The sequence below is a fragment of the Streptomyces sp. PA03-3a genome, assembly GCF_033792735.1.
Classification (GTDB): domain Bacteria; phylum Actinomycetota; class Actinomycetes; order Streptomycetales; family Streptomycetaceae; genus Actinacidiphila.
Map to the genome: position 1 here is coordinate 1 of NZ_JARAVM010000036.1, position 12,293 is coordinate 12,293.

General features: G+C 72.0%; 12 protein-coding genes and 1 pseudogene. 4 read left to right on the top strand and 9 right to left on the bottom strand.

Translation table 11 applies throughout. The features are described 5' to 3' along the window. The 5 genes and pseudogenes from PV342_RS32750 to PV342_RS32770 form a co-directional block, all read right to left on the bottom strand. Positions 1-352, bottom strand: a pseudogene (locus tag PV342_RS32750) (hypothetical protein); the annotation flags it as partial. Between the two features lie 59 nt (positions 353-411). Further along, positions 412-1,098: a class I SAM-dependent DNA methyltransferase gene (locus PV342_RS32755; protein WP_361007392.1), complete on the bottom strand. Its 687-nt coding sequence runs from the start codon at positions 1,096-1,098 to the stop codon at positions 412-414. 127 nt (positions 1,099-1,225) lie between these two features. After that, the gene (fomD, locus tag PV342_RS32760; RefSeq protein WP_400798787.1) at positions 1,226-1,909 is read right to left on the bottom strand and encodes a cytidylyl-2-hydroxypropylphosphonate hydrolase; all 684 of its coding nucleotides are present in this window, start codon (positions 1,907-1,909) and stop codon (positions 1,226-1,228) included. Positions 1,910-2,025: 116 nt separating this feature from the next. Continuing rightward, the gene (locus tag PV342_RS32765) at positions 2,026-3,435 is read right to left on the bottom strand and encodes a class II fumarate hydratase (RefSeq protein ID WP_500319865.1); all 1,410 of its coding nucleotides are present in this window, start codon (positions 3,433-3,435) and stop codon (positions 2,026-2,028) included. Between the two features lie 170 nt (positions 3,436-3,605). Continuing rightward, a complete protein-coding gene (locus PV342_RS32770; protein ID WP_500319867.1) occupies positions 3,606-5,264 on the bottom strand; it encodes a fumarate hydratase in 1,659 nt (552 codons plus the stop codon). A gap of 129 nt (positions 5,265-5,393) precedes the next feature. Between PV342_RS32770 and PV342_RS32775 the strand changes: the two genes are divergently transcribed. Next, on the top strand, positions 5,394-6,071 hold the full coding sequence (locus PV342_RS32775; protein ID WP_386994188.1) for a DUF1707 SHOCT-like domain-containing protein: 678 nt from the start codon (positions 5,394-5,396) through the stop codon (positions 6,069-6,071). Between the two features lie 230 nt (positions 6,072-6,301). Next, on the top strand, positions 6,302-6,655 hold the full coding sequence (locus tag PV342_RS32780) for a WhiB family transcriptional regulator (protein WP_018561404.1): 354 nt from the start codon (positions 6,302-6,304) through the stop codon (positions 6,653-6,655). Positions 6,656-6,737: 82 nt separating this feature from the next. Here PV342_RS32780 and glpX read toward each other — a convergent pair whose 3' ends face one another. Then, a complete protein-coding gene (gene glpX / locus PV342_RS32785; RefSeq protein ID WP_400798776.1) occupies positions 6,738-7,781 on the bottom strand; it encodes a class II fructose-bisphosphatase in 1,044 nt (347 codons plus the stop codon). 163 nt (positions 7,782-7,944) lie between these two features. Between glpX and PV342_RS32790 the strand changes: the two genes are divergently transcribed. Next, positions 7,945-8,481, top strand: a complete 537-nt coding sequence (locus PV342_RS32790; RefSeq protein WP_386994185.1) for a DUF4245 domain-containing protein — start codon at positions 7,945-7,947, stop codon at positions 8,479-8,481. A gap of 66 nt (positions 8,482-8,547) precedes the next feature. Here the strand turns inward: PV342_RS32790 and PV342_RS32795 are convergent, their stop codons facing one another. From PV342_RS32795 to xseA, 3 genes are all read right to left on the bottom strand, one after another. Further along, the gene (locus PV342_RS32795; RefSeq protein ID WP_386994184.1) at positions 8,548-9,141 is read right to left on the bottom strand and encodes a malonic semialdehyde reductase; all 594 of its coding nucleotides are present in this window, start codon (positions 9,139-9,141) and stop codon (positions 8,548-8,550) included. 141 nt (positions 9,142-9,282) lie between these two features. Continuing rightward, entirely contained in the window at positions 9,283-9,522 is a 240-nt protein-coding gene (locus PV342_RS32800; RefSeq protein ID WP_018561408.1) for an exodeoxyribonuclease VII small subunit, read from the bottom strand. A gap of 53 nt (positions 9,523-9,575) precedes the next feature. Then, positions 9,576-10,784, bottom strand: coding sequence for an exodeoxyribonuclease VII large subunit (gene xseA / locus PV342_RS32805; protein WP_400798771.1), 1,209 nt, complete (start codon positions 10,782-10,784; stop codon positions 9,576-9,578). A gap of 485 nt (positions 10,785-11,269) precedes the next feature. On the opposite strand from xseA, the gene PV342_RS32810 reads away from it, so the two are divergent. Beyond that, complete coding sequence (locus tag PV342_RS32810; RefSeq protein ID WP_026251424.1) at positions 11,270-12,265, top strand: 4-hydroxy-3-methylbut-2-enyl diphosphate reductase; 996 nt, start codon at positions 11,270-11,272, stop codon at positions 12,263-12,265. The last annotated feature ends 28 nt before the right edge of the window (positions 12,266-12,293 follow it).

Here is a 12,293-nt window from a genome sequence, read left to right on the forward strand (position 1 = left end):
GCTGTGGCCCGATCTGGTCGAGCCGGACGAACTGGAATCGGCCTACGCCGTGGACGCGGGCGCGCAGGAACTGGTCTTCATCGGCAGCCCGCGCACCCGCACCCCCGTGGCGGCGGTCTGGCTGGCGGCGGGCGGCGCGCTGCTCCCGCGCCGCTTCCCGTGGCGGCCGGCGGCGGCAGCCGCGGCGGGCCGCCGCGGACGGGGGCGCGACCGCCTCGTCGCCCGGGGCGGGGTCCGCGGGCAGCCGGAAGCCGGCCCGTGGATCCGGTACCGGTTCGGTGTCGCCCGGACGTGCCGGGCCTGCCGTCGTCTCCTGGACGGCGGCCTGCTCAGAAATGCGCTCCGTGCTCACGCTGGTCGTTCCATCCGGTCGGGTGCGTCACATGCCGGGCACGTGGCGGGGCGGCCGCGTCAGGCGGGTCGTCGGCAGTGCAGGAAGAGCTGCTCCTCCGGCGGCACTTCGGTGGTGTGCGGCGCGTACGCGTACGAATCCTCCTCAAGGACCGTGAATCCCGCTTCGGCGACCACCTGGCGCAATTCGTCCCGTAGATAACCCGATACCCGGATGGTGTTACCAAGGAACGGAATCGCGAAGTCGTCCACGTCGGCTTCCACCATCGAAAGGGTGAACATACCGCCCGGGAGGAGGAGGTCGTGGACGCTTCGGAGGGCCAGCGGGATCTCCACCCGAGGCAGCATCAGCAGCGAGAAGAAGGCCACGACGGCGTCGAAGCGGCCCAGGTCCTCGGGGCCGCCCGGCCCGTAGCGGCCGCCGGTCCGCAGGTCCGCGATGTCGGCCCGGTGGAAGTCCGCCCTCGGCACGTGCCGGCGGGCGAGCGCGAGCATCCCCGCGGAGAGGTCCACACCCGTCACCTTGTGCCCGGCCTCGACCAGCTGACGGCTGGTCGGCAGCCCCGTGCCGCAGCCCAGGTCCAGGACCCGGGAGCCCGCGGGGAGTCGCGTCAGGAGCCGTTCACCCGCGGTGACCTGGCCCTCCTTGTGCGGGAAGGCCTCGTCGTAGCGGTCACCTATGGCGTCGAACCCCTCGGCCTGGCCGGTGCGGTCCAGCCGTATGTCCTCGTAGCCGCCGACTCCCACAGCCCGGGCCTCCCGTATGACCTTGGTGACGTAGCGTCAAACTCTAGTGTGAGCCTGTGTTTTGTGCAGCACTATGGGCCACGATCTTACGATTGGGGCAGGGGTCCCCGGCAAGCCGCTCACGCGGTCACCTTGCCGGACGATCCCAGTCAACCGGAAGGGCCGGTACCGGCCACGCCGGATTCGGACGCCAGTGCTCCCATCCGTCCCGGAAGGGCCGCCCCCAGGCGCCGATCACGTCGACCGCCCGGCGGCCGGCCTCCCGCACCCGCTCGGCCGTCGCGGCCGTCATCAGGCCGGCGGCCTGCGCCTGGGCGAACTCGTCCTCGTCCCGCCACTGCCAGTCCCGGTCGGGGGTGACGTGGATGTCCAGGAAGTGGTCCTCCGAGTCGACCCCGCCCGACCAGCGGCGCAGGGGCTCCTCCAGGTTCACGTACCAGTTCTTGAAGCGCCAGCCCTGCTCCCAGAACAGCCACACCGACCAGGGCTCGTCCGGCCGGGCCAGCTTGAGCACGCCCGCGCCCCACCAGCGGTCGACGCACGTCGTGCGCGGCCTGAGGTAGCGGGTCTCCAGCGGCTCGTGGTGGATCGGCGAGCCGTCCGCGAGGACCGGCTTGACGCACTCGGTGCCCGGCGCCATCCACACCGCGAGCAGTTCCGGGTCGTCGCGGACCACGGTCACCGGACGGCAGATGTGCACCGCGTCGCTGCCGTTGCCGCGGTAACGCCACAGCACCTGCTCGCCGGCGGCCCAGTGGCCCGTGCCACCGTCCCGGCCCGCTCCCTGGGAAAGAAGGATGTCCGCTGTCATGAACGGATCTTACGGACCCCGTGTTACGGAGGCGTCACCCTTGAGCCGAGCGTTCGTCACGCCGGACGTGCGTCACGCCGGACGCGGGACGGCCGGGGCGGCGGCGTGCCGCGCCGTCAGGGCCGGGTCATCCGCAGCACGTCCAGCGCCTCGTCCAGCTGCTCCAGGGTGAGCAGCCCGCGCTCCACGTAGCCGGTCTCCAGCACCACCTCGCGGATGGTCTTCCGCTCGGCCAGCGATCGCTTGGCGACCTTGGCCGCCTCCTCGTAGCCGATGTACTTGTTGAGGGGGGTGACGACCGACGGCGAGGACTCCGCGTACTCGCGGGCCCGCTCCACGTTCGCCGTGATCCCGTCGACCGTGCGGTCCGCCAGCAGCCGGGAGACGTTCGCGAGCAGCCGGACCGACTCCAGGACGTTCCGGGCGATCACCGGGAGCATGACGTTCAGCTCGAAGTTGCCCGCGGCGCCGGCCGTCGTGATCGTCACGTCGTTGCCGATGACCTGCGCGGACACCATCAGCACCGCCTCGGGGATCACCGGGTTCACCTTGCCCGGCATGATCGACGAACCGGGCTGCAGGTCCGGCAGGGCGATCTCGGCGAGACCGGTGCGCGGCCCGGAGCCCATCCAGCGCAGATCGTTGGCGATCTTGGTCAGGCCCACGGCGATCGTGCGCAGTTGCCCGGAGGTCTCCACGACGCCGTCGCGGGCGCCCTGCGCCTCGAAGTGGTCCCGCGCCTCGGTCAGCGGCAGCCCGGTCGTCCGCGCCACCTCGGCGATCACCGCCGCCGAGAAGCCGGGCGGGGTGTTGATCCCCGTGCCGACCGCGGTGCCGCCCAGCGGCAGCTCCGCCAGCCGGGGCAGCGAGGCCCGCAGCCGCTCCACCCCGTACCGGACCTGGGCCGCGTAGCCGCCGAACTCCTGGCCCAGCGTCACCGGCGTGGCGTCCATCAGATGCGTACGGCCGGACTTCACCACGGCACCGAACTCCGAGGCCTTGCGCTCCAGCGAGGCCGCCAGGTGCTCCAGCGCCGGGATCAGGTCGCCGGTCACCGCGGCGGTCGCGGCGATGTGCAGGGAGGAGGGGAAGACGTCGTTGGAGGACTGGCTCGCGTTGACGTGGTCGTTGGGGTGCACCGCGCGGCCGAGCCGCTCGCTCGCCAGGGTCGCGATGACCTCGTTGGTGTTCATGTTGGAGGAGGTGCCCGACCCGGTCTGGAACACGTCGATCGGGAAGTGCCCGTCCCAGTGCCCCTCGGCCACCTCGGCGGCGGCCTCCTGGATCGCCTCCGACACGTCCTTGTCCAGGACGCCCAGCTCCGCGTTGACCTTGGCCGCCGCCGCCTTGATCCGGGCGAGCGCCTCGATGTGGGCGCGCTCCAGCCCCCGTCCGCTGATGGGGAAGTTCTCCACCGCCCGCTGCGTCTGCGCGCGCCACTTGGCGTGGGCCGGGACGCGCACCTCGCCCATCGAGTCGTGCTCGGTGCGGTACTCGTGCTGGTCCCCTGCGTCCTGCTCGGGCATGGCCGGAATTCCTTCCATCGCGGACATCGTCGGGTGTACCGGGCACTTCCCAGTAGAACCCGGATCCCTCGGTAGGACAGCGGCGCGGGAGGTTTCATTCCCCCGGAGCGGGCCCGCGGAGACAGGACGGCCCGGCACCGCGCACGCGGTGCCGGGCCGTCCCGGAAGGGTCACGCCCCCGGGCGCACCGGGATGCTGGTGAACGTCGGCGCGGGTGCCGGATCGGTGAAGAAGTCGTTGCCCTTGTCGTCGACGACGATGAAGGCCGGGAAGTCCTCGACCTCGATCCTCCAGACCGCCTCCATGCCGAGCTCGGCGTACTCGACGACCTCGACCTTCTTGATGCAGTCCTGCGCCAGGCGCGCCGCCGGGCCGCCGATCGAGCCGAGGTAGAAGCCGCCGTGCGCGGCGCACGCGTCGGTGACCTGCTTCGAGCGGTTGCCCTTGGCGAGCATGACCTTGGAGCCGCCCGCGGCCTGGAACTGCTCGACGTAGGAGTCCATGCGGCCGGCGGTGGTGGGGCCGAAGGAGCCGGAGGCGTAGCCCTCGGGAGTCTTGGCCGGGCCCGCGTAGTAGACCGGGTGGTCGCGCAGGTACTGCGGCATCTCCTCGCCCGCGTCCAGCCGCTCCTTGATCTTCGCGTGCGCGATGTCGCGGGCGACGACCAGCGGGCCGGTCAGCGACAGCCGGGTCTTGACCGGGTACTTGGACAGCTCCGCCAGCACCTCGTCCATCGGGCGGTTGAGGTCGACGCGTACGACGTTGTCGTCCGACAGGTGCTCGTCGGTGGTCTCGGGCAGGTACCGGGCGGGGTCGGTCTCCAGCTGCTCCAGGAAGACGCCCTCGGCGGTGATCTTCGCGACGGCCTGGCGGTCGGCGGAGCAGGACACGGCGATGGCGACCGGCAGAGAGGCGCCGTGCCGGGGCAGCCGCACCACACGCACGTCGTGGCAGAAGTACTTGCCGCCGAACTGGGCGCCGATGCCGATCCGCTGCGTCAGCTCGAAGACCTTCTCCTCCAGCTCCTTGTCCCGGAAGCCGTGGCCGGTCGGGGAGCCCTCGCCGGGCAGCTCGTCCAGGTAGTGCGCGGAGGCGTACTTGGCGGTCTTCAGCGCGTACTCGGCGGAGGTGCCGCCGACCACGATCGCCAGGTGGTACGGCGGGCAGGCGGCCGTGCCGAGTGAACGGATCTTCTCCTCCAGGAACTTCATCATGGAGGCCTCGTTCAGGACCGCCTTGGTCTCCTGGTAGAGGAAGGACTTGTTGGCGGAGCCGCCGCCCTTGGCCATGAAGAGGAACTTGTAGGCGCCGCCGTCGGTCGCGTACAGCTCGATCTGCGCGGGCAGGTTGGAGCCGGTGTTCTTCTCCTCCCACATGGTGATCGGGGCCATCTGGGAGTAGCGCAGGTTGAGCTTGGTGTACGCGTCGAAGATGCCGTGCGACAGGGCTGCCTCGTCGCCGCCCTGGGTGAGCACGTTCTGACCGCGCTTGCCCATCACGATCGCGGTGCCGGTGTCCTGGCACATCGGCAGGACGCCGGCCGCGGCGATGTTGGCGTTCTTCAGCAGGTCCAGGGCGACGAAGCGGTCGTTGGGGGACGCCTCGGGGTCGTCGAGGATCCGGCGCAGCTGGGCGAGGTGCGCGGGCCGCAGGTAGTGGGAGATGTCGTGCATCGCCTCGGCGGCGAGCTTGCGCAGCGCCTCCGGCTCCACCTTGAGGAACGTCCGGCCGTCGGCCTCGAAGGTGCTGACGCCCTCGGAGGTGATCAGACGGTACGGAGTGGTGTCCTCACCGAGGGGGAGCAGATCCGTATAGGCGAACTCGGGCATAAGGGACATCCTCACTGGCGCTGCGTCATAGAAGCCCAACAAGCGTAGAACGTTCGCGGGGTGCCGGATGTGTGAGGTGACCCTCACCGGGCCTAGTCGCGATCTATCGCGTTTGTGTACGGTAGTCGGGTGGATGAGTCGTCGCTCCAGAAGCGTGAACAGCACCCCGTGCGCCCCGTGGCCGAAGCCGATCTCCGCGCGTCCGACGCGGACCGCGACCGGGTGGCCGACATCCTTCGCGATGCCCTGGCGGAGGGCCGCCTGACCACCGAGGAGCACTCCGAGCGTCTCGACGGGGTCTACGCGGCCAAGACCGTCGGCGAACTGGAGCCGTACGTCCGAGACCTCCCCGCGGGGCGCACCGCCGGCGCGCCCGCCCCGTCGCCGGGGGCGCACCACTGGGTGCCCGACGGCTCCGGGGAGAACCCCAACCTGATCGGCATCCTCGGCGGCGCCGAGCGCAAGGGCCGCTGGCGGGTCGGTTCGAGGATCAACGCCGTCGCCATCCTTGGCGGTGTCGTCATCGACCTGACCGAGGCCACCTTCACCAGCCCCGAGCTGGTCATCAACTGCACCGCCATCATGGGCGGCGTCGAGATCAAGGTCCCGGAGAACGTCACCCTGCACGGCGGCGGCGTCGTGGGGATCATGGGCGGTTCCGACGTGAAGGCGTACGAGGCGCCCGACCCGAACGCCCCGGTCATCAAGGTGCAGGGCTTCGCCTTCTGGGGCGGCGTCGAGGCCAAGCCGCGCCGCGGCAAGCGCGTGAAGAAGAAGGGGCTCGGCCCCGCCGAACTCGACGGCTGACCGCTCCGCGGGCCAACTCCCGTGCCGCGCAAGGGGATCGGCGGCACACGGCACCGGCCCGGCGGGCGTCGCGCCCGGCGCTGTGCGCATGAACGCGCGTACAGCGGGTAGGGCAAGGGGACACGTCGCTCGCCGCAGCCCTCCTCACGCCGACAGACCCGTGGAGACGCACCGGCACCGCAGCGACGGGCAAGGGTGACACCAAGCCGAGCCGTCGTCAGGAGTATCCCGTGCTTCAACCGATCGAGCCCCCGGCAGCCTCCAGGTCCTCCCTGAGTCACCCCCGGGACCTGGGCGGCCCATGGCACTCGGAGGCGGCGTGCCGCAGTGACGAGGCGGGTCTGTTCTTCGCGCCGTCCAAGGAGCCGACAGCGGCGCGGCTGTCCCGGGAGGAGGCCGCCAAGCGGGTGTGCGCGCGCTGCCCGGTGATGCTGGAGTGCCGCGAACACGCGCTGCTCCAGCCCGAGCCCTACGGCGTGTGGGGCGGGATGACCGCCGCGGAGCGCAGGGTCGTACTGGCCCGGCGCCGCCGCCGGGAGGCGGAACTGCAAAGGCCCGGGACGCGGATCGCCGCGGCGGGCTGAACGGACGCACGAGGACGGGGACCCCGCCGCGCGGCGGGGTCCCCGTCCTCGTGCGCCGGTGCGCGGCGCGGGCCGCGGCGGCTCAGCGCGCGCGGTCGAAGTCGATGGTGCTGTAGGCGCGCAGCTTCGACAGGCGGTGCGTGGAGTCGATCTGGCGGATCGTGCCGGACTTCGAGCGCATGACCAGCGACTGGGTGATGGCGGTCTCGGCGCGGTACCGCACTCCGCGCAGCAGTTCGCCGTCGGTGATGCCGGTGGCGACGAAGAACACGTTGTCGCCCCTGACCAGGTCGTCCGTGTGCAGGATCCGCTCCAGGTCGTGGCCCGCGTCCAGGGCGCGCCGCTTCTCCGCCTCGTCCTTCGGCCACAGCTTGCCCTGGATCGTGCCGCCGAGGCACTTGATGGCGCAGGCCGCGATGATGCCCTCGGGCGTTCCGCCCACGCCCATCAGCATGTCGACACCGGTGCCCTCGCGGACGGCCATGATCGCGCCGGCCACGTCGCCGTCGGAGATGAACTTGATGCGCGCGCCGGTCTCCCGGACCTCCTTGACGATGCCCTCGTGACGGGGACGGTCGAGGATGACGACCGTGACGTCCTCGGGGGCGCTGCCCTTCGCCTTGGCGACCCGGCGGATGTTGACCGAGGGCGGGGCGGTGATGTCGACGTAGTCGGCGGCCTCGGGGCCGGTGACCAGCTTGTCCATGTAGAAGACGGCCGAGGGGTCGTACATCGTGCCGCGGTCGGCGGCGGCGAGCACCGCGATGGCGTTGGGCATGCCCTTGGCGGTCAGGGTGGTGCCGTCGATCGGGTCCACGGCGATGTCGCACTCCGCGCCGTTCCCGTCGCCGATGCGCTCACCGTTGAAGAGCATCGGGGCCTCGTCCTTCTCCCCCTCGCCGATGACGACGACGCCGTTCATCGACACGGTGGAGACGAGGGTGCGCATGGCCTTGACGGCCGCGCCGTCCGCGCCGTTCTTGTCACCGCGCCCGACCCAGCGGCCGGCCGCCATGGCGGCGGCCTCGGTCACCCGGACGAGTTCCAGGGCGAGGTTGCGGTCGGGGGCCTCGGGATTCACCTCGAGCTGCGGCGGCAGACTGTGGTTTTCGTGCTGCTCGGTCATCTCAGCGCACCTTTCTGTACGAGGACGGCCGGGATAAGAGGGTGTTACGACCTTATCCGGACCCCGCCAGGATGAGCAGGGCGCCCGTCACATGAGCGGACTTCCCGCCGGGTGCGACCCCCGGGCGGCCGGACGGCCCGGGGCATGGGGGACCATAGGGGGCGTGGCAAAGAAGCGCGGCACGGAAACACTGCGGGACATGGTGCTCTCGATGGCGGCGATCGGGGTCGTCGCCGGGGGCATCTGGCTCTTCATCCCGCACGATGAGAACCACGACCCCGTCAAGCCCGTCGGCTACCGGGTCGAACTCGACCAGGCACGGCGCGACGCCCCCTACGGGGTGGCGGCTCCGGAGGGGCTCGGCAAGGACTGGCGGGCGACCTCGGTGACGTACGAGTCCACCGACCCGGAGGCCGTGCGGTGGCACCTGGGCTTCGTCGACCCGAAGAACGAGTACGCGGCCGTCGAGCAGAGCAACGAGGCCACGGAGAAGTTCGTCGCGATCAAGAGCCACCAGGCGAAGCGGGTCGGCACCCGCACCGTCGACGGTGAGACCTGGCAGCGCTACGAGGGCGACAAGTACGACGCGCTCGTGCGCGAGAAGGGTGGGGTCACCACGATGGTCACCGGCACGGCCCCGATGGCCCGGCTCGCGGAACTGGCGGCCGCGCTCGACGAGCGGGGCGGCCGGCAGGACTGAAGCGCGTCACCGCCGCCGGCCTCGGGCCGGCGGCGGTGACGGTTTCGGTGACGGCGGCGGGTCCCGTCAGACGGTGGTGACGACCTCGTCGTACGCCAGGCGCGGCCCGCGCTCGCGCCAGGCGTTCTCGCCCGGCTTGCCGATGTTGACCACGGCCAGCACGGAGTGGTCGCCGTCGGGGAAGAACTCCTTGTCGATGGCACCGGCGTCGTAACCGGTCATGGGGCCGGCGGCCAGGCCCGCGGCCCGCACGCCCAGGATGAAGTAGCCGACCTGCAGCGCGGCGTTGAAGCCCGCGGACGCCTCACGCGCCGGGCGCTCGCCGAAGAGCACCTCCTTGGCCTGCGGGAAGGCCGGGAACTGGGCCGGCAGCTCCTCGTGGAACTCGTTGTCGGCGGCCAGGACCGCGACCAGCGGCGCCGCGGCGGTCTTCGCGCGGTTGCCCTCGTTCATGTGGCGCACCAGGCGCTCGCGGGCCTCGGGGGAGCGCACCAGCACGATGCGCAGCGGCTGCTGGTTGTAGGCGGTGGGGGCGTACTTGACCAGGTCGTACACGTCCTGGACCTGCTCCTCGGTCACCGGCTCGTCGGTGAACGCGTTGGCGGTGCGCGCCTCGCGGAAGAGGAGGTTCTGGGCGGCGGGGTCCAGCTGGAGCGTCATGGGGTACCTCGGTGGGGGTGTGGAGCAGCGCCCTGGGGACAGGCGCGTCGGAACTCCCTCTCACTATAGATGAATTTTCAACCAAACTTTCAACTATCGCCCCGTGAAGCGGGTCACGCCGCCCGCGCCCCGCTCACCCGCTCACTCCTCAGCGGCGGCCTCCGGACCCTCCCCGGCCCCGCCGGACTCCTGCGCCAGGGCCGCGTCCAGCCGGGCGCGAGCGCCCTCCAGCCAGTCGCGGCACACCTTGGCGAGCTGCTCCCCCCGCTCCCACAGGGCGAGGGACTCCTCGAGCGTGGAGCCGCCGGCCTCCAGACGGCGAACGACGTCGACGAGCTCGTCGCGGGCCTGCTCGTACCCCAGCGTGTCCTGATCTGCCATGGCACCAGCCTAGGGCCGCCCTCCGACACGGCGGCCGGGCACGCGGCGCCCGGTCAGCGTGTGACGCGGACGGCGAACTCGCCCTCGGCCACCCGGGCGCGCAGCTTCTCCTCCTCGGCAACCTCGTCCGCGGCGCGCACCACCTGCCCGTCCTCGCGCTGCAGCACCGCGTACCCGCGCTGCAGCGTCGCGGCGGGGGAGAGCGCGAGGACGCGGGCCCGGGTGTGCGCCAGCTCGTCGTCCGCCCGCTCCAGCCGGTGCCGCAGATGGCGGCGGGACCGCTCCAGCAGGGCGGCGACCTGCTCCTCGCGCTCGTCCACCATCATGTGCGGCCGCGCCATGCACGGCCGGCTCACCGCGGCGGCCAGCCCCCGCTCCTCCCGGTCCAGCAGCCCGCGCATCACCCGCAGCGACCGCTGCCGCAACTGCTCGACCCGGGCCAGCTCCTCGCCCACGTCCGGCACGACACGCTTGGCGGCGTCGGTCGGCGTCGAGGCGCGCAGATCCGCCACCAGGTCCAGCAGCGGGGTGTCCGGCTCGTGCCCGATCGCCGACACCACGGGCGTACGGCACTCCGCCACCGCCCGCACCAGCCGCTCGTCCGAGAACGGCAGCAGATCCTCCACGCTGCCGCCGCCCCGCGCCACGATGATCACGTCGACCTCGGAGTGGGCGTCCAGGCCGCGCACCGCCTCGATCACCTGCGGCACCGCGTACGCCCCCTGGACGGGCACGTTGCGCACCTCGAAGCGGACCGCGGGCCAGCGCAGCCGGGCGTTCTCCAGCACGTCCCGCTCGGCGGCCGAGGCCCGGCCGCAGACCAGTCCGATCAGCTGCGGCAGGAACGGCAGCGGCCGCTTGCGCTCCAGCGCGAACAGGCCCTCGCCCGCCAGCCGCTTCTTGAGCTGCTCCAGCCGCAGCAGCAGGTCGCCGACGCCTATCGGGCGGATCTCCGCCGCGCGCAGCGACAGCTGGCCGCGCGGCGCGTACCACTCCGGCTTGGCGTTCACCACGACCCGGGCGCCCTCGCCGACCGCCCCGTCGAAGGCGTCGAAGACCGCCCGGCGGCACGTCACGCCGATCGAGATGTCGTGCGACGGATCGCGCAGCGTCAGGAACACCACGCCCGCCCCCGGGCGCCGTGACAACTGGGTGATCTGCCCCTCGACCCACACGGGGCCGAGCCGGTCGATCCAGCCGCCGATCAGCCGGGACACCTCGCCGACCGGGATCGGCGTCTCCGCGGACGTGTTCACAGCCATACGCCGAGACTAGCCCCCGCCACGGACAGTGACGCCCTCCCGTCCGACCCGAATGGCGCGCCCGGCTGTCCTCCCGGCGCGCCGCCGCGCAGGCTGGGCAGGAGTGTCGCCGGTGACGCCCGCGTCGCCGGCAGGTGTCCTGGGAGGTCCCATGCGCCGACCCGGCCGGCACGGCTGCCCGCCGTCCGAACGACCGCCGCGCGTCCACGCAGGGTTCCGCGTCGGCCGCTACGGTCCCGGCTGCGGCTGCTTCGCCTGCCTGCCCCTGGCGGGGGCCGCCCTCGCGGCCGGGTGGGTGCTCGCCGCCCGTCGTGCCGCCCGGGGCCCGCGGGGCTGCCGCTGAGCCCCGCGTCCCGCGCCCCGTCCGGCCCGTCCGGGCGGGTCCGTCGCGTGCGCCCCGGGACGCTCCGGCACCGCCCCCGCACCCCCGGCCGGGGCACCCGGGGCAGCGGTGGCGCCCCGTCCGGGCCCCGTACGATGGGCACATGACCGCTACGACTTCCCGCCGCGTCCTGCTCGCCGCCCCGCGAGGCTACTGCGCGGGTGTGGACCGTGCCGTGATCGCCGTCGAGAAAGCCCTTGAGCAGTACGGGGCCCCGATCTACGTCCGCCACGAGATCGTCCACAACAAGTACGTCGTGCAGACCCTGGAACGGAAGGGCGCGATCTTCGTCGAGCAGACGGAGGAGGTGCCGCCGGGGTCGATCGTCATGTTCTCCGCCCACGGCGTCGCCCCGGTCGTGCACGAGGAGGCCGCCAAGGGCCGGCTCGCCACCATCGACGCGACGTGCCCGCTGGTCACCAAGGTCCACAAGGAGGCCGTGCGGTTCGCGAACGAGGACTACGACATCCTCCTGATCGGCCACGAGGGCCACGAGGAGGTCATCGGCACCTCCGGTGAGGCCCCCGACCACATCACCCTGGTCGACGGCCCCGGCGACGTCGAGAAGGTCGAGGTCCGCGACCCGTCCAAGGTCGTCTGGCTCTCCCAGACCACGCTCTCCGTGGACGAGACCATGGAGACCGTCGACGCGCTCAAGGAGAAGTTCCCGCTGCTGATCTCGCCGCCGAGCGACGACATCTGCTACGCCACGCAGAACCGCCAGCTCGCCGTGAAGCAGATGGGGGCCGAGGCCGACCTGGTCATCGTCGTCGGCTCGCGCAACTCCTCCAACTCCGTGCGCCTGGTCGAGGTCGCCAAGCTGGCCGGCGCCCGCGCCTCGTACCTGGTGGACTTCGCCGACGAGATCGACCCGGCGTGGCTGGACGGCGTCTCCACGGTCGGCGTCACCTCCGGTGCCTCCGTGCCCGAGGTGCTCGTCGAGCAGGTGCTGGAGTGGCTGGCCGCCCGCGGCTTCGAGGACGTGGAGATCGTCAAGGCCGCCGAGGAGTCGATCACCTTCTCGCTGCCCAAGGAGCTCCGCCGGGACCTGCGCGCCGAGGCCGGCGAACTGATGCGGGGAGACACCTCCGAGGGGTGACCGACCGTGCCACGTCGTAGCGTTGGGG

Bases quoted from the DNA above. Each gene is read 5' to 3' on its own strand.
- fomD (WP_400798787.1), bottom strand. From the start codon at position 1,909: ATGACAGCGGACATCCTTCTTTCCCAGGGAGCGGGCCGGGACGGTGGC.
- PV342_RS32765 (WP_500319865.1), bottom strand. From the start codon at position 3,435: ATGCCCGAGCAGGACGCAGGGGACCAGCACGAGTACCGCACCGAGCAC.
- PV342_RS32770 (WP_500319867.1), bottom strand. From the start codon at position 5,264: ATGCCCGAGTTCGCCTATACGGATCTGCTCCCCCTCGGTGAGGACACC.
- glpX (WP_400798776.1), bottom strand. From the start codon at position 7,781: ATGACCGAGCAGCACGAAAACCACAGTCTGCCGCCGCAGCTCGAGGTG.
- PV342_RS32795 (WP_386994184.1), bottom strand. From the start codon at position 9,141: ATGACGCTCCAGCTGGACCCCGCCGCCCAGAACCTCCTCTTCCGCGAG.
- PV342_RS32800 (WP_018561408.1), bottom strand. From the start codon at position 9,522: ATGGCAGATCAGGACACGCTGGGGTACGAGCAGGCCCGCGACGAGCTC.
- xseA (WP_400798771.1), bottom strand. From the start codon at position 10,784: ATGGCTGTGAACACGTCCGCGGAGACGCCGATCCCGGTCGGCGAGGTG.
- PV342_RS32810 (WP_026251424.1), top strand. From the start codon at position 11,270: ATGACCGCTACGACTTCCCGCCGCGTCCTGCTCGCCGCCCCGCGAGGC.